This is a genomic window from Serratia sp. JSRIV002, assembly GCF_019968725.1.
Lineage (GTDB): Bacteria > Pseudomonadota > Gammaproteobacteria > Enterobacterales > Enterobacteriaceae > Chania > Chania fonticola_B.
Genome location: NZ_CP074143.1, coordinates 614586 through 629910, shown reverse-complemented (window position 1 = coordinate 629910; position 15325 = coordinate 614586). Strand labels below are relative to the sequence as shown.

The window sequence follows — 15325 nt, the reverse complement described above, 5'->3', positions numbered from 1 at the left end:
ATGACAATTAAAATCCGGGTTGAACACCTGAGCAAAACCTTTGTCCTGCACCAACAACACGGCACCCGCCTGCCGGTGTTGCAGGATGCCAACCTGACCGTCAGCAGCGGCGAATGCGTGGTGCTGCACGGCCACTCGGGCAGTGGGAAATCCACCCTGCTGCGCTCGCTGTATGCCAACTATCTGCCAGACAGCGGCAAGATCTGGATCCATCACCAAAACGACTGGCTGGAGCTGGTTCAGGCCGAGGCTCGTCAGATCCTGGCGGTGCGCCGCCACACCATCGGCTGGGTCAGCCAGTTTCTACGGGTGATACCCCGCATCAGCGCGCTGGAAGTGGTGATGCAGCCGTTGCTGGAATCCGGCGTTGAGCGTAGCGAATGCCGTGAACGTGCCGAAGCCCTACTTAACCAGCTCAACGTGCCGCAGCGCCTATGGCAGTTGGCCCCTTCGACCTTTTCCGGTGGTGAGCAACAGCGGGTGAATATCGCCCGTGGCTTTATCAAGGATTACCCCATTCTGCTGCTGGACGAGCCGACCGCCTCCCTCGACAGCCGCAATAGCGCGGCGGTGGTGAACCTGATCGAACAGGCCAAACAGCGTGGCGCAGCCATCGTCGGTATTTTCCACGACGCAGGCACCCGTCAGCAGGTGGCAAACCGTTTACATACCATGCAGGCCCCACAGGTTCTGGAGACGCCATGATTATCAATAACGTCAAGCTGGTGCTGGAACACCAGATCGTTGCAGGTTCACTGGAAATGACCGATGGCGTGATCCGCAGCTTTGCCGATACCCCAAGCCAGTTACCGCAGGCGTTGGATGGCGAAGGCGGCTGGTTATTGCCGGGGCTTATTGAGCTGCATACCGACAATCTGGACAAGTTTTTCACCCCGCGCCCCAACGTGGACTGGCCAGCGCATTCGGCCATGAGCAGCCACGACGCGCTGATGGTCGCCAACGGCATCACCACGGTGCTGGATGCGGTGGCGATCGGTGACGTGCGCGACGGCGGGCACCGGCTGGAAAACCTGCAAAAAATGATCGACGCGGTGATCTACAGCCAGCGAGCCGGAGTGAACCGGGCCGAACACCGGTTGCACCTGCGCTGCGAGTTACCCCATAGCAGTACCCTGCCGCTGTTCGAACAGTTGATGGATAAACCGGGCGTGTCTTTGGTGTCGCTGATGGACCATTCGCCGGGCCAGCGCCAGTTCGCCTCTCGGGAGAAATATCGTGAATACTACCAGGGCAAATATCACCTCAATGACCAGCAGATGAGCGAGTTCGAGATAGAGCAGATGAGCCTGTCCGAACGCTGGGCCACACCGAACCGCGAGGCGATCGCCGCTCACTGCCGGGCGCGTAATATCGCCCTGGCCAGCCACGACGATGCCACCGCCGATCACGTCAGCGAATCCAGTGCGCTGGGCAGCGTGATTGCCGAATTCCCGACCACCGAAGCGGCAGCCCGGGCCTCACATCAGCAAGGTTTGCAGGTGCTGATGGGCGCACCGAATATCGTGCGCGGGGGTTCACACTCCGGCAATGTGGCGGCTCATCATCTGGCGGCCCTTGGCGTGCTCGATATTCTCTCTTCCGATTATTACCCCGCCAGCCTGTTGGATGCGGCGTTTCGTCTGGCAAACGACGATCGCAACGCTTTCAGCCTGCCGCAGGCGGTACAGTTGATCACCCGCAACCCGGCACGGGCGTTAGGTTTGCAGGATCGTGGCCTGATCGCTGAGGGGCTGCGCGCAGATCTGGTATTGGCCAGGCCGCACGGCGAGCATATCTACGTGCAAAACGTCTGGCGTCAGGGCAAACAGGTGTTCTGATGGCTTATCTCATCTATCTGATGGGCCCGTCTGGGGCAGGCAAGGACAGCCTGCTCGAGCGGCTGCGGGCAGCCACCGGTGCCGGGCCGCTGGTGGCGCACCGTTACATCACCCGCCCGGCCAATGCTGGCTGCGAGAACCATATCGCCCTGAGCGAACAGGAGTTTCTGCGCCGCCGTGCCAAGGGGTTATTCGCCCTGGACTGGCAGGCGCATGAGCACCGATACGCCTTTGGTATTGAGGTCGATCTGTGGCTATTGCAAGGGATCGACGTGGTGGTCAACGGATCCCGCGCTCATTTGCCACAGGCGCTGCAACGCTATGGCGCTCAACTGTTGCCGGTCTGTCTGCAGGTTTCCCCGACGGTGCTGCGCCAAAGGTTGGAACAACGCGGGCGGGAGAACGCGATACAGATCGAGCAACGGCTGGCGCGGGCGGCCGACTATCAGCAGACTCTGCCGGTTGGCTGCCACCTGCTGGATAACAACGGCGATCTCGGACATACCCTCGACGCACTGCTGGCCTTAACCACCGGGCAGCCTGCAATGCAGTAAGAAAAGAGGAAACCAACATGCAACTGACATTTCTTGGTACCGGCGGCGCTCAGCAGGTGCCCGCCTTTGGCTGCGAATGCCTAGTGTGCCAACGGGCGCGGCGTGAACCAGCATTTCGGCGGCGAGCGTGCAGCGCGATGATCACATTTCAAGGGGAAACAACGTTACTGGATGCGGGATTGAGCTCATTGGAAAGGCGTTTTGCGGCGGGGGAAATTCAACGTTTTTTACTGACACATTACCACATGGATCACGTTCAGGGGTTATTTCCTTTGCGCTGGGGGTGCGGAAATGCGATCCCCGTCTATGGCCCAGCCGATGAGCAAGGCTGTGACGACCTGTTCAAACACCCCGGTATTCTGGCGTTCCAACCCCCGTTGCCCCCCTTTGAAACGGTTAAACTAGGCGGGCTGCACATCACGCCATTACCGTTGATCCATTCCAAACTCACCCACGGCTATCTGATCCAGGCCGCAGGCAAAGCCCTGGCCTATCTGACCGACACCGTCGGCCTGCCGCCAGAAACCACACGCTACCTGCAACAGGTCACTCTCGATTTACTGGTGTTGGATTGCAGCCTGCCGCCGCAGCCACAGACACCGCGTAATCACAACGATCTGCCCCGCGCGCAGGAGATCCAGCAACGCTTGCAGCCGCGGCGTACGCTGCTGACGCACATCAGCCATCACCTCGATTTGTGGTTGATGACCAACGAACTGCCGCCAGGCATGGAGCTGGCATTCGATAATCTGTGCGTTGAGCTATAAACGGTGCGAGCAGTGCAACTGGTCGGATTCTAAAATCTTGACGCCGCTGCCAGGGCTGAAGGCCTGTGTCAGCAGCGTTTGCGCCACATCTTTGGCAGCAACGCCCTTCCATTTGCCAGGCAGCAGGCCGAACAACGGTTGACTGAGCCGTTCCAGCAAACGCGGTTCAGCACGGGAACCGAACAACATTGAAGGACGTACCAACGTCAGGCGCGGCCAGTTCTGCTCACGCAGCGCCTGCTCCATCTGCCCTTTGGTGCGGTTGTACAGAAATAAGGATTTCGAGTTGGCCCCAATTGCGCTCACCACCAGGCAATGCTGCGCGCCGAGGCGCTGCCCGGTAAGGGCCGTTTCAACCACCAACTGATAGTCGACATGGCGGAATGCCTCTGCGCTCCCGGCCTGACTGCGCGTGGTGCCCAGGCAGCAGAATACCTCATCCACCGGCTGTGCCAGTTGCGTCAACAACTCGTGCAGATCGCCCCCGACCGGATTGTGCAATTTGGCGTGTGGTGGCAACGCCTTACGCGTGGGAGCAATGACCGAAGTGACCTGCCTATCTGCCAACAACAGACGCAGCAGTTCACTTCCCACCAGCCCGCTGGCGCCTGTGATCAGTACCCGTGCCATATGTTTTCCTCCTCACCCTCTGTTTGCCCAAGGCACAGAACCGCCCGTGGAGACTCTCTAGTTCTTTTTACTGCGCCGCTTTCACCTCGGCGACGTACGTCGGTAAATCCCAGGTTCCGCCCGCATGGATTAAACGGCACAGGCCTGTGGTGGCCTCGTTGCTTTGACGGAACGCCGTGCCATCCCATACCCAACTGGCAGTGGCCCAGCAATCACCCAATCCACGCCCCTTTTGCCCCATTGAGATTATCCCTTCATCATAGCCAGAGCCGGAATTGGTCACCAATACCGGGGCCTGCTTCAGGGCACTGTCGATCACCCAATAACCGTAACCTTCGTTATAGGCCGCCCGCCAACACACGGCGGTGATCAGGGCATGCCCATTACCGAGCGGGGTCAGCGTGATGCCATCCTCGCTTGCGCCATCGTTATCCTCTGGGGACTGCATGCGGTCGCAATCATCCGGTTGCAGCGTCGCCAGCAGTTTAGGTGTCAGCGCGGCGATCTCGGGTGCCGTAAGCGGGCGCTCTTCCGCCTTGGGCACCTTCACTGCCTGGATCACCGGGGCAGGAATGGCTGCTGGCACGCTGCTTTCCGGCTTGTCGCCTTTTTTAGTCAAAGCTCCGGGCGTGCCGATACGCCCCTGCACATCATCCATCTTCAATAAGGTGGCCGAAGCCCCCTCGCCTGACAACACGAAAGGTGCGGGGCCGCCTTTAAATTCAGCCGTGCCGCTGCCTTTGATTGCGCCGATCAGTGCCAGAGTCTGGCTTGCTGACAGGTTCCAGTTTCCTTCCTTGGTCGGTTTGAGCCCACCAGCCGACTTGCCGTTGATCCACAGCGTCAGCTTTGCCACCGCGGCTGAATCACCCTCTTCGTAGTCCGCCAAGGTCACTTCCCCCGTTGGGACAGTGCCAGGGCCAGCAATGCGCGTGATCAGCACCGAACCGTTCGAAGCGTTTGGCTCATCTTCATTAGCGTAGCCCGCCGCACGACAGGTATTGGTGTTGTCACAGGCCAATTCCCAGTTCTTATGGCTAAAGGGAACTCCGCTGTCTTGCGCCATCGCCGGGGAAACCAATGCCGCCAATAACGATAAAGCAGCTATCTCGGTGTTTTTCATGCCATCGGTCCTTAATATTCAGCTCGATTATCAACGTGCCCAGTGCAGCTTTTTGCCAAAGCCCAGGGTGTTATCGGTCATCTTCACTTCCTGCAACGCGATCTGCCAAATAGGCGCTTTCATCACCTTGGCCACCGGGAAGCGTTTGCAGTAACGCGTTCGGGCCAGTTCAGCCTCGTCCCCGGCCAACAGCGTGATTTCCCCCGCGTATTGTACCCCTTTGATCAGCGCAACGGTCTTGGGCTGCGGCGCAATAGTGCCCACAATCCGGTTGTTGCGTTGCATCAGTTCGCCATGGCGAGTGTGCGGTTCGGTCATCAGCCATAGCGCCATGCGCTCGGCATCGAATACGTAAAAGCAGTTGGCGCACCACATCGCCGTGCCATCACCGGCACAAAGCGTGAGCACATGCTGCTTACTGAGAAAACGGATAATGTGCAGCCGATCTTCGATCTGATCCAACGTAAGTTCTCCTTATCACCTCCGCCATCTTACCTGCAGATTTGAAGACAGTCACAATTAGCGACAAATTATGCTCAACATAAAACTAGCATATTAATTAGCAATTCATGCATCTTTATGCAAGATAAGCCTGACTACAGTAATAACAAATAAAAAACATCCTAGCTTTATTTCTGCTATTACCCGCTTTTATTGAGGGTGATTTACAGGAGCTTGGTTAGCCTAAACCAAATTTATCCAGTCCGTTGGTTCCATTTGTAGCAATTACTTCACATATACCCTCACGGTAGATTTCATAGCTATTCACTCCGGTGCATAGAAAATGAATAGTTAAGTATAAATCGCATGATTAACGTGATCTGCATCACTTTATTTCCGTATTTAGGGGATAAAATAGCGCCAAGTCCGAAACCCATAGGTAGATGGAAAATGGAAAACAACAACAGAAAGATGGCTCATATCCGACGAACTACACATATTATGATGATGGCTCACCGCAGCTGCTTTAGCTTTGCCTTTTTTAACTTCAGATAAACTCCCTCCTCTGCGTTCTTATTACGTCTTGCAGCCAGACCTATGCCAACGATCATTCCCTGCGCCTGATGGCGATGGTATCGCTTTGTTTTGCTTAAAAACAGAGTGGATCCGGCATAATTGCAACCTCGTTTAAGAACCCAAAAAATTTCGTCAAAATAAACTCGTAACCTAATTATGTTTTATGAACATGATTACGCTCACGCATACCTTTATTTTAACGAAAATATTTTCTGGCAAAGACCTTATTTGCCGGCGGGATATTTTCGCCTGAAGAATGACAAAAATGAACAAACTAAAAATTGCAGCGAACCCAAAAACTCTCTCTTGCTTTGAAACCACGCGTGAAATTAGCGATGTGCACCACAGCGACTTTAATGACGTAGCCGCCATCGTGCTTTCCGTGGAAGACGTACAGCAAGGCCTGGTGGCACAGTTGGAAGAAACCGGTTTACACATTCCGATCTTTGTCGCCGTCTGCTGTGAAGAAGAACTGGATAACGCCGTATTACCGGCGCTGAACGGCGTATTTGAACTCTGTGGCAAAAACACTCAGTTCTACGGCAAGCAACTGGAAGCCGCAGCGGTAAAATATGAAAGCGAGCTGCTACCACCGTTCTTTAATACCCTGACCCAATATGTAGAGATGGGTAACGCCACCTTCGCCTGCCCAGGACATCAGGGCGGTGAGTTCTTCCGCAAACACCCCGCAGGCCGCCAGTTCTTTGATTTCTATGGTGAAACGCTGTTCCGCTCCGATATGTGCAACGCCGACGTTAAGCTGGGCGATCTGCTGATCCACGAAGGCGCGCCTTGCGATGCACAAAAACACGCCGCCAAGGTGTTCAACGCCGATAAAACCTATTTCGTGCTGAACGGGACTTCGGCTTCCAATAAAGTGGTAACCAACGCCCTGCTGAGCCGTGGCGATCTGGTCCTGTTCGACCGTAACAACCATAAGTCCAACCACCATGGCGCGCTGATCCAGGCCGGGGCAACGCCGGTATATCTGGAAACGGCACGTAACCCGTTCGGCTTTATCGGCGGCATCGATGCTCACTGCTTTGAAGAAGGCTATCTGCGCCAGCAAATCCGCGAGACCGCACCGGAACGCGCCAACGACGCGCGGCCATTCCGCCTGGCGATTATCCAACTGGGGACTTACGACGGCACGATCTATAACGCTCGCCAGGTCGTCGACAAAATTGGCCACCTGTGTGATTACATCCTGTTTGACTCTGCCTGGGTCGGCTATGAGCAGTTCATCCCAATGATGAAAGACTGCTCGCCGCTGCTGCTGGAACTGAACGAAAACGATCCGGGGATCATCGTTACCCAGTCGGTACATAAACAGCAGGCCGGTTTCTCACAGACCTCGCAGATCCATAAAAAAGACAGGCACATCAAAGGGCAAGATCGTTACTGCAACCATAAGCGTTTCAATAACGCCTTTATGCTGCACGCGTCCACCAGCCCGTTCTACCCGCTGTTTGCCGCCCTGGATGTGAACGCCAAAATGCACGAAGGCAAGAGCGGCCAGCGCCTGTGGAAAGAGTGTGTACGCATCGGCATTGAATCACGCAAAATGCTGTTGGACACCTGCACCATGATCAAACCTTTTGTCCCAGAGCAAATCGACGGTAAACCTTGGCAGTCCTACAGCACCGAAGCCATGGCCAACGATCTGCGCTTCTTCAACTTTATCCCTGGCGAAAAATGGCATGCCTTCGAGGGTTATGAGGAATCACAATACTTTGTGGATCCCTGCAAGCTGCTGTTGACCACGCCGGGCATCGATACCGCCAGCGGCGAATACAGCAGCTTTGGTATCCCGGCGACCATTCTGGCTAACTACCTGCGTGAAAACGGTATTGTGCCGGAGAAATGTGACCTGAACTCTATCCTGTTCCTGCTCACCCCGGCGGAAGATATCGCCAAAATGCAGCATCTGGTGGCGCTGATTGCCCGCTTCGAAAAACACGTCGAACAAGACTCCTTGCTGAGTGAAGTCCTGCCAACCGTGTACAAGAACAACGAAAAACGTTACCAGAACTACACCCTGCGCCAGCTGTGCCAAGAGATGCACGATCTGTACGTCAGCTACAACGTGAAAGAATTGCAGAAGGAAATGTTCCGTAAAAGCCATTTCCCACGCGTCGCCATGGATCCACAAACCGCCAATACCGAATTCGTACGTGGCAAGGTGGAACTGGTTTCTCTCGCTAAAGCCGAAGGCCGCATTGCCGCAGAAGGTGCGTTGCCTTACCCACCGGGCGTGCTGTGCGTAGTCCCAGGTGAAATCTGGGGGGGATCTGCTCAACGCTATTTCCTGGCGTTGGAAGAAGGGATTAATTTATTACCCGGATTTGCTCCAGAATTACAAGGCGTTTATATCCAGCAGGATGAAGATGGCTGGAACCGGGCTTACGGTTATGTCATGAAAGCATAATTAACTCCAGGGAGGCGGCATATTTTTGCCGCCAGACATACAGAGATATTCCTCGAATTTCAAGCGGAATGGATATGGCTGGAAAAAATTCGAGAAATATAAGAGCGAGAATGATCATGAGCAAATCAAATAATAAGATGGGGGTTGTGCAATTAACGATCCTGACAGCGGTCAATATGATGGGATCCGGCATAATTATGCTGCCAACCAAGCTGGCCGAAGTGGGGACGATTTCTATCGTTTCCTGGCTGGTGACCGCCGTAGGCTCGATGGCCCTGGCCTATGCGTTTGCCAAATGCGGCATGTTCAGCCGTAAATCCGGCGGGATGGGCGGCTATGCCGAGTATGCCTTCGGTAAATCCGGCAACTTTATGGCCAACTACACGTACGGCGTTTCGCTGCTGATCGCCAATATTGCCATCGCCATTTCTGCCGTGGGTTATGGCACCGAACTGTTCGGCGTTGCCCTGACACCATTGGGCATCTGTATAGCCACTATCGCCGTGCTGTGGCTGGCTACGGTTGCCAACTTTGGTGGCGCACGCATCACCGGGCAGATCAGCGGGATCACCGTCTGGGGGGTGATTATCCCGGTGGTCGGCATCTCGATTATCGGTTGGTATTGGTTCAGCGGTACCGCTTATCTAGCCGCCTGGAACCCGCATGCAGTGCCTACCTTTGAAGCCATCGGGTCTTCTATCTCGATGACTCTGTGGGCCTTCCTGGGTCTTGAATCTGCCTGCGCCAATACCGACGTGGTAGAAAACCCGGAACGTAACGTGCCTATCGCCGTACTCGGGGGCACATTGGGTGCCGCAGTGATCTACATTGTTTCCACCAACGTGATCGCCGGTATCGTGCCGAATATGGAACTGGCTAACTCCACCGCTCCGTTTGGCCTGGCGTTCTCACATATGTTCAACCCAACGGTCGGTAAAATCATCATGGCATTGATGATCATGTCCTGCGTGGGTTCGCTGCTGGGCTGGCAGTTCACTATCGCGCAGGTATTCAAATCCTCTGCCGACAGCGGCTTCTTCCCGAAAATTTTCTCTAAAGTCAGTAAATCTGATGCGCCAGTGAAAGGCATGCTGACCATCGTGATTATTCAGAGCGTGATGTCGCTGATGACCATCAGCCCGTCGCTGAATAAGCAGTTTAACGTGCTGGTTAACCTGGCCGTAGTGACCAATATTATTCCGTATATCCTGTCGATGGCCGCGCTGATTATTATCCAGAAAGTAGCCAAAGTACCGGAGAACAAGGCGCGTATTGCCAACGTGATTGCCGTGATTGGGGCGCTGTATAGCTTCTATGCGCTTTATAGTTCCGGTGAAGAGGCGATGATGTGGGGCGCTATTGCTACCTTCTTCGGCTGGACGTTGTATGGGTTGGTTTCACCTCGCTTTGAGATGACTGAGAAGAAGGTATGAGTTTTGATTACAAAGGGCGCTGCATGCAGCGCCCATAAAGTTGATGTCTAAATGGGCACTTCGGTGCCCATTTTGCTAACTCAAATCCGCCCCATTGCTGGCAATCACCTTCTTATACCAGTAAAAGGATTTCTTTCTGGTTCTGGCCAAGGTGCCATTGCCCTGATCATCGCGGTCCACATAGACAAAACCATAGCGCTTACTCATTTCCCCGGTAGAAGCAGAAACCAAATCGATGCAGCCCCAGGAGGTATAACCCATCACCGGAATACCATCCTCGATAGCGTCCGCCATGGCTTTGATATGCTCACGCAAATAACTGATGCGGTATTCGTCGTCGATCTCGCCCTGCGGGTTGATTTCGTCCTTCGCTCCCAGCCCGTTCTCCACCAGGAACAGCGGCTTCTGGTAACGGTCATACATCATGTTCATGGTGATGCGCAGGCCCAACGGATCGATACCCCAGCCCCACTCACTGGCTTGGATATGCGGGTTTTTCAGCGATTTGACGATATTGGCCGCGCTGCTGTTATGCTCGTTCATATCAGCCGAAGCGCAGCGGGAGGCGTAATAGCTAAAGGAGACAAAGTCGACGCTGTTTTTCAGGATCTCACTGTCGCCTGGCTCCATTGTTATAGTGATACCCTTTTCCTTAAATAGGCGCTTGGTGTATGACGGGTAAGCGCCGCGAGCCTGAACGTCGATGAAGAACAGGTTCTCGCGGTCTTTCTCTAACGCAGCCCAAACGTCTTCGGGTTTACAGGACCACGGGTAGAAATTGCCCCCAGCCAGCATGCAGCCAACCTGATTGTGCGGGTTAACCTCATGGGCGATTTTGGTCGCTAACGCGCTGGCCAACAGTTCATGATGCGCAGCCTGATATTTCACCTGCTCCTGATTATCGCCTGGCTCGAACACCAGCCCCGCGCCGGAGAACGGGCTATGCAGCAGGATATTGATTTCATTAAACGTCAGCCAGTATTTCACCAGCCCGTCAAAGACCTCAAAACAGGTACGGGCATAGTGGGTGAAGAACTCCACCATTTTCCGATTGCGCCAAGAACCGTATTCCCGCACCAGATGCATCGGCACATCAAAGTGGCATAGCGTGACCAGCGGTTCGATGCCGTGCTTTTTGCATTCGGTAAACACGTCACGGTAGAAAGCGATCCCTTCCGCGTTCGGCACCCTTTCATCCCCGTTAGGGAAAATGCGGCTCCAGGCGATCGAAGTACGGAATACGCTGAATCCCATCTCTGCCATCAGGGCAATGTCATCTTTATAGCGATGATAAAAATCTATGCCGACATGGCTAGGGTAGAACTCGTCTTCACGCAGCTCAAAGCGTTTTTCCTGGCCCAGCTTTACCGCCAGCCGATCTTTGCCATGAGGGATCATATCCACCGTGGTCAGCCCTTTGCCGCCCTCAAGATAAGCGCCTTCGGCCTGGTTAGCCGCTAGTGCACCACCCCATAAAAAGTCTGCGGGGAAAACAGATGCTGGCATAAGATACCTCTTCTCAAATATGCATTTTTACAACAGGTTATACGGATAACGCGGGCGCCGATTTGGCTTTTTCGCTTTCCACCTCTTCAGTCACCGGGATATCTTCAAAGCCCAGCAACAGCGTGAGGATAAAGGAAAGCACCACCGCCAAAATCATCACGCCAAACACCCAGACAATGGTCATTGGGTTGGCCGGATCAAAGAACTGCACGCTGGTAAATAGACCCGGAGAGGCCATCGAGTGGCTCGCCAACCCGGCAATTCCGGCCACGCCGCCGCAGACAAAACCACTGATCAGCGCTGCGATAAGCGGGCGCTTCAAGCGTATTGCCACCCCGTAGAGCGCGGGTTCGGAAATCCCGGCCACAATCGCCGATGCCGCAGCGGCCAGCGCCGTCTGACGCAGCTCCGGGTTTTTGGTCCGCCAGGCTACCGCCAACGATGAACCGCCCAGCGAGAGGTTGGCACCAATTTCAGAGGGCATCACCATGCCTTCTTTGCCGGTTTCCGCGATGGTTTGAATGATGGTTGGCGTAAATACGCGGTGCATCCCGGTCATCACCAGCAGCGGCCATAGCCCGCCCATAATCGCTACGGATAACCACCCCAGATAGCTGTGAATGGTGTACACCAGCGCGGAAATGCCGCTACCAATCCAGATGCCCAGTGGGCCAATCAATAGGATGGCGATTGGCGCAGAGATCAGCACGATCAGCATCGGTTTGAGGAAGTTTTTCGTCACGGCTGGCGTGATGCGATCTACCCATCTTTCAATGTAGGAGAGCAACCAGGTCATGAACAACGCCGGGATCACCGTGTAGGTGTATTTTACCGCCGTGACCGGTATGCCCATAAATTCAACCTGTTGGCCCTGCGCGGCTTTCGCCATCAGATCGATAAATGCGGGATGAACCAGTACCCCGGCAATGGCGATCGCCAGCGACATATTGGTTTTGAATTTCACCGCTGCGGAAGCGGCAACCATCACCGGCAGGAAGAAGAACGCCCCGTCGCCAATGACGTTGAGGATAATCAGCGTCGAGGAGCCTTTGCCGAACACGCCGGTCATATCGAGGATCATGGCGAGCAGTTTCACCATCGAGCCGCCGATAATGGCCGGGATCAGCGGTGACATGGTGCCAATCAGCGCGTCCAGGATCCCCGCACCAATACGTTTGAGAGTGATCTTGTTCTTTTCCGGCGCAGGTGGCTGGACTACCGACCCTTCGGGCAACAGTTTCAACACCTCGGCATAGGCCTGTGAAACGGTGTTGCCAATGATCACCTGGCACTGATTTTCGCTTCTTACCACGCCCAGTACGCCGCCAATTGCCTTCAGCCTGGCGGCATCAACAAGGGTGTCGTCGTTGAGCACAAAGCGTAAACGCGTCATGCAATGAGTCACCGCCGCGACGTTACTCGCTCCCCCAACTGCATCCACTATCGATCTTGATACTGCCGCATAATTCTTAGACATGAGGACAACTCTCATAGATAGGTAACCGGTTTCACACAAGAGTGTTGATATTTAGATTGCAGATCAACCTATAAATTTTTTTATTGTCTATTTTGTGATTGTGATCGACATGAATGGGTTCGAGAAGCTGCAAGGGCTCTGCTCTAATGCGGCGGAATGTGTAGAATGGGGATAATTGTTAAAAGCCGGGAAAACCCTATGTCTACCATGCAGGAAGTGGCAAAAAAGGCAGGCGTCTCAAAAGCCACTGTTTCACGCGTTCTTTCCGGCAAAGGGTACGTCAGCGAAGCCACCAAAGATCAGGTGTTTAAAGCCATCGAAGAGGCGGGTTATCGTCCTAATCTGCTGGCGAGAAATCTGGCCACCAATAAATCCCAGTGCATTGGTCTGGTGGTCACCAACACCCTCTATAACGGCAGTTATTTCAGTGAAATACTTTCCCAGGCGGCGCAAAAGCTGGAGGACAACGGCCGCCAGTTGATCCTGGTGGACGGTAAACACAGTGCCGCAGAAGAGCAAGAGGCGATCCGATTCCTGCTCGATTTACGCTGCGACGCCATCATCATCTACCCGCGTTTCTTAACCATCGAAGCGATGGACGACATCATCGAGCAACACAAGCAACCTATCATGGTGGTTAACCGCAGGCTGAGAAAACACCAAAGCCACTGCATCTGCTGCGACCACAAAGGGGCCAGTTTTAAGGCAACAAAATACCTGATTGAGCAGGGCCACAGGAATATCGCCTTTATTACCGGTTCACTGGATTCGCCAACGGCGATTGAGCGACTATCCGGCCATAAAGAAGCCTTAAATCAATACGATATCGAACCGGATGATAAGCTCATCATCAAAGGAAAGTGGACGCCAGCCAGCGGTGCGGCGGCGATGGAGTCCTTGCTCAAGGAGAAAATCACCTTTAGCGCGGTACTCTCCAGCAACGATGATATGGCCGTTGGTGCCATCAAGAAATTGAACGAGGCGGGCATTGCCGTGCCCAATGACGTCTCGGTTATCGGCTTCGATAATATTCCAACGGCTCCCTATCTCTCCCCCGCGTTATCCAGCGTTAAAGACCCGGTGAGCGATATGATGAGCGAAGTGATCGACCGGCTGATCGCTATGCTCGACGGCGGCTATCTGTCGAAGGACAACGTTTTTACTTCTGAGCTGCTGGTTAGGGATTCTGTAGCCGTTGGGCCTTTTTGGCATAAGTAACTCTTTGAACCATTACGCAGGCCGTTATGACTGAAACAACCTGGCATCTCTATATGCTGCGAATGCCAAGCGGGATGCTGTACACCGGTATCACGACAGACGTCGCCCGGCGAGCGGCGCAGCATCAGGCCGGTAAAGGAGCCAAAGCCCTACGTGGCAAAGGGGAGCTGGAACTGGTTTTTCACTGCCAGGTGGGGGATCGCTCAATGGCTTTGCGGCTGGAGTATCGGGTGAAACAGTTGAGCAAAAAACAAAAAGAGGAGCTGATAGTGAATCCGCCCCTCTCATTGGAATACCTGCTACCGGTAGTTAAAAGCGACTAAAGGGCGCCGAATACTCCACCAGCCCATTCACACCGCTCAGTGCATCTTCCGCCAACGGATAAACCTGGAATGCGGCTTCCGTTCCTGGCCAGCGGCAATGCAGATCGAACTGGGCAGCCGTTTTAAAGCCGAAGCGCCCGTAGTAAGCCGGTTCGCCCAGCACCACCACGGCGGCATAGCCGAACTCATTCAGCGCATCCAACCCTTCGTAAACCAGCTTTTCGGCCAGCCCTTGACGACGCAGGCTTTCCTCTACCGCCAACGGCGCAAGGCCAACCCATTGGCGATCCTCGCCCGCAACGTCAACTGGGCTGAATGCAGCATAACCTACCACGCCACCCTCTTCGTCGGTGGCAACAATGCCCAGCGTCAACAACCCGTCTTCACGTAGTTGTTGCACCAGTTCGGCTTCGTCATCACGGCCAAAGGCGTTACGCAGCAGCGCATCAATACCTGCGGCATCCACCGGAATTTCAACGCGGATCAGCATGGCTGCGGCACACGGGAAGTTTGCGCCGTGCCCTCCTGCAAACCGGCTTCCACAAAGTCCGCTAACCGCAGCAGCCCAACGCGTAACGGCGTAGGCATCGCATCCAGATCGATAGCGTCCATCAGATTTTTTACATACAGGCCCAATTCGGTATCTCCTTCAATCTGCAACCGACGCTGGAAAAACAGCGTGTCGGGATCTTGCTTACGTGCCGCAATCAAGATCAGATCGTTGGCTTCGCCGCTGAAGCTGACGTCCGCCTCAGCCTGTTGGCTCACCACCAGCCTATCGTTTTCTACCGTCATAAACCATTGCAGTGCCAGATCGCGCACTTCAATCTTCAGCCAGCGCGATTCGAGAAACTCCAGATCCCCCTCAGCCAGCGCCTGACGGAACTGCCAGCTCAGCACCTGTTGCAAAACCTGACGCTGCAGAGCAAACGGCGTGAATTTTAACGGTACGCGCAACAGCGACGGCCCTTGACGCACAATGCGTGCTCGTAGTTTTTCCAACACTGTTAT

16 protein-coding genes are annotated in these 15325 nt (G+C 54.6%); 9 read left to right on the top strand and 7 right to left on the bottom strand.

From position 1 onward, the window contains the following. Genes phnL through phnP form a run of 4 tightly spaced genes read left to right on the top strand, consistent with a single transcriptional unit; the run spans position 1 to position 3159 of the window. Positions 1-705 carry a phosphonate C-P lyase system protein PhnL gene (phnL, locus tag KGP26_RS02820; protein ID WP_223664986.1) on the top strand — a complete coding sequence of 235 codons (705 nt, stop codon included), beginning with the start codon at positions 1-3 and terminating at the stop codon, positions 703-705. Beyond that, the gene (phnM, locus tag KGP26_RS02815; protein ID WP_021807494.1) at positions 702-1838 is read left to right on the top strand and encodes an alpha-D-ribose 1-methylphosphonate 5-triphosphate diphosphatase; all 1137 of its coding nucleotides are present in this window, start codon (positions 702-704) and stop codon (positions 1836-1838) included. Before phnL ends, phnM begins: the two co-directional genes overlap by 4 nt. Continuing rightward, positions 1838-2392: a ribose 1,5-bisphosphokinase gene (gene phnN / locus KGP26_RS02810; RefSeq protein WP_218519937.1), complete on the top strand. Its 555-nt coding sequence runs from the start codon at positions 1838-1840 to the stop codon at positions 2390-2392. The genes phnM and phnN overlap by 1 nt, the downstream gene beginning before the upstream one ends. Positions 2393-2409: 17 nt before the next feature. Then, a complete protein-coding gene (phnP, locus tag KGP26_RS02805) occupies positions 2410-3159 on the top strand; it encodes a phosphonate metabolism protein PhnP (protein WP_059199557.1) in 750 nt (249 codons plus the stop codon). Here phnP and KGP26_RS02800 read toward each other — a convergent pair. The 3 genes from KGP26_RS02800 to KGP26_RS02790 form a co-directional block, all read right to left on the bottom strand. Beyond that, a complete protein-coding gene (locus tag KGP26_RS02800) occupies positions 3154-3789 on the bottom strand; it encodes an NAD(P)H-binding protein (protein WP_223498788.1) in 636 nt (211 codons plus the stop codon). The genes phnP and KGP26_RS02800 overlap by 6 nt on opposite strands. Positions 3790-3856: 67 nt before the next feature. Further along, positions 3857-4912, bottom strand: a complete 1056-nt coding sequence (locus KGP26_RS02795) for a DUF1176 domain-containing protein (protein WP_223664985.1) — start codon at positions 4910-4912, stop codon at positions 3857-3859. A gap of 30 nt (positions 4913-4942) precedes the next feature. Further along, positions 4943-5374 carry a YhbP family protein gene (locus KGP26_RS02790; RefSeq protein ID WP_021807499.1) on the bottom strand — a complete coding sequence of 144 codons (432 nt, stop codon included), beginning with the start codon at positions 5372-5374 and terminating at the stop codon, positions 4943-4945. Between the two features lie 429 nt (positions 5375-5803). Between KGP26_RS02790 and speFL the strand changes: the two genes are divergently transcribed. The 3 genes from speFL to potE all read left to right on the top strand — a co-directional run bounded on the left by speFL (position 5804) and on the right by potE (position 9790). Then, positions 5804-5908, top strand: coding sequence for a leader peptide SpeFL (speFL, locus tag KGP26_RS02785; protein WP_112363015.1), 105 nt, complete (start codon positions 5804-5806; stop codon positions 5906-5908). A gap of 286 nt (positions 5909-6194) precedes the next feature. Continuing rightward, positions 6195-8357: an ornithine decarboxylase SpeF gene (gene speF / locus KGP26_RS02780; protein ID WP_209529914.1), complete on the top strand. Its 2163-nt coding sequence runs from the start codon at positions 6195-6197 to the stop codon at positions 8355-8357. Positions 8358-8473: 116 nt separating this feature from the next. Next, positions 8474-9790, top strand: a complete 1317-nt coding sequence (potE, locus tag KGP26_RS02775; RefSeq protein ID WP_021807501.1) for a putrescine-ornithine antiporter — start codon at positions 8474-8476, stop codon at positions 9788-9790. Between the two features lie 75 nt (positions 9791-9865). Here the strand turns inward: potE and KGP26_RS02770 are convergent, their stop codons facing one another. Then, positions 9866-11296 carry a 6-phospho-beta-glucosidase gene (locus KGP26_RS02770; protein ID WP_223664984.1) on the bottom strand — a complete coding sequence of 477 codons (1431 nt, stop codon included), beginning with the start codon at positions 11294-11296 and terminating at the stop codon, positions 9866-9868. 37 nt (positions 11297-11333) lie between these two features. Continuing rightward, positions 11334-12773 carry a PTS cellobiose/arbutin/salicin transporter subunit IIBC gene (ascF, locus tag KGP26_RS02765; protein WP_179249616.1) on the bottom strand — a complete coding sequence of 480 codons (1440 nt, stop codon included), beginning with the start codon at positions 12771-12773 and terminating at the stop codon, positions 11334-11336. Positions 12774-12971: 198 nt separating this feature from the next. Here ascF and KGP26_RS02760 point away from each other — a divergent pair, with 198 nt between their 5' ends. Next, complete coding sequence (locus tag KGP26_RS02760) at positions 12972-13991, top strand: LacI family DNA-binding transcriptional regulator (RefSeq protein ID WP_037376528.1); 1020 nt, start codon at positions 12972-12974, stop codon at positions 13989-13991. A gap of 26 nt (positions 13992-14017) precedes the next feature. After that, positions 14018-14314: a GIY-YIG nuclease family protein gene (locus KGP26_RS02755; protein WP_024529059.1), complete on the top strand. Its 297-nt coding sequence runs from the start codon at positions 14018-14020 to the stop codon at positions 14312-14314. Here the strand turns inward: KGP26_RS02755 and KGP26_RS02750 are convergent. After that, positions 14301-14804, bottom strand: coding sequence for a GNAT family N-acetyltransferase (locus KGP26_RS02750; RefSeq protein ID WP_024483382.1), 504 nt, complete (start codon positions 14802-14804; stop codon positions 14301-14303). The genes KGP26_RS02755 and KGP26_RS02750 overlap by 14 nt on opposite strands. Continuing rightward, the gene (locus tag KGP26_RS02745) at positions 14798-15319 is read right to left on the bottom strand and encodes an SCP2 domain-containing protein (RefSeq protein WP_024483381.1); all 522 of its coding nucleotides are present in this window, start codon (positions 15317-15319) and stop codon (positions 14798-14800) included. The genes KGP26_RS02750 and KGP26_RS02745 overlap by 7 nt, the downstream gene beginning before the upstream one ends. Positions 15320-15325 lie beyond the last annotated feature (6 nt).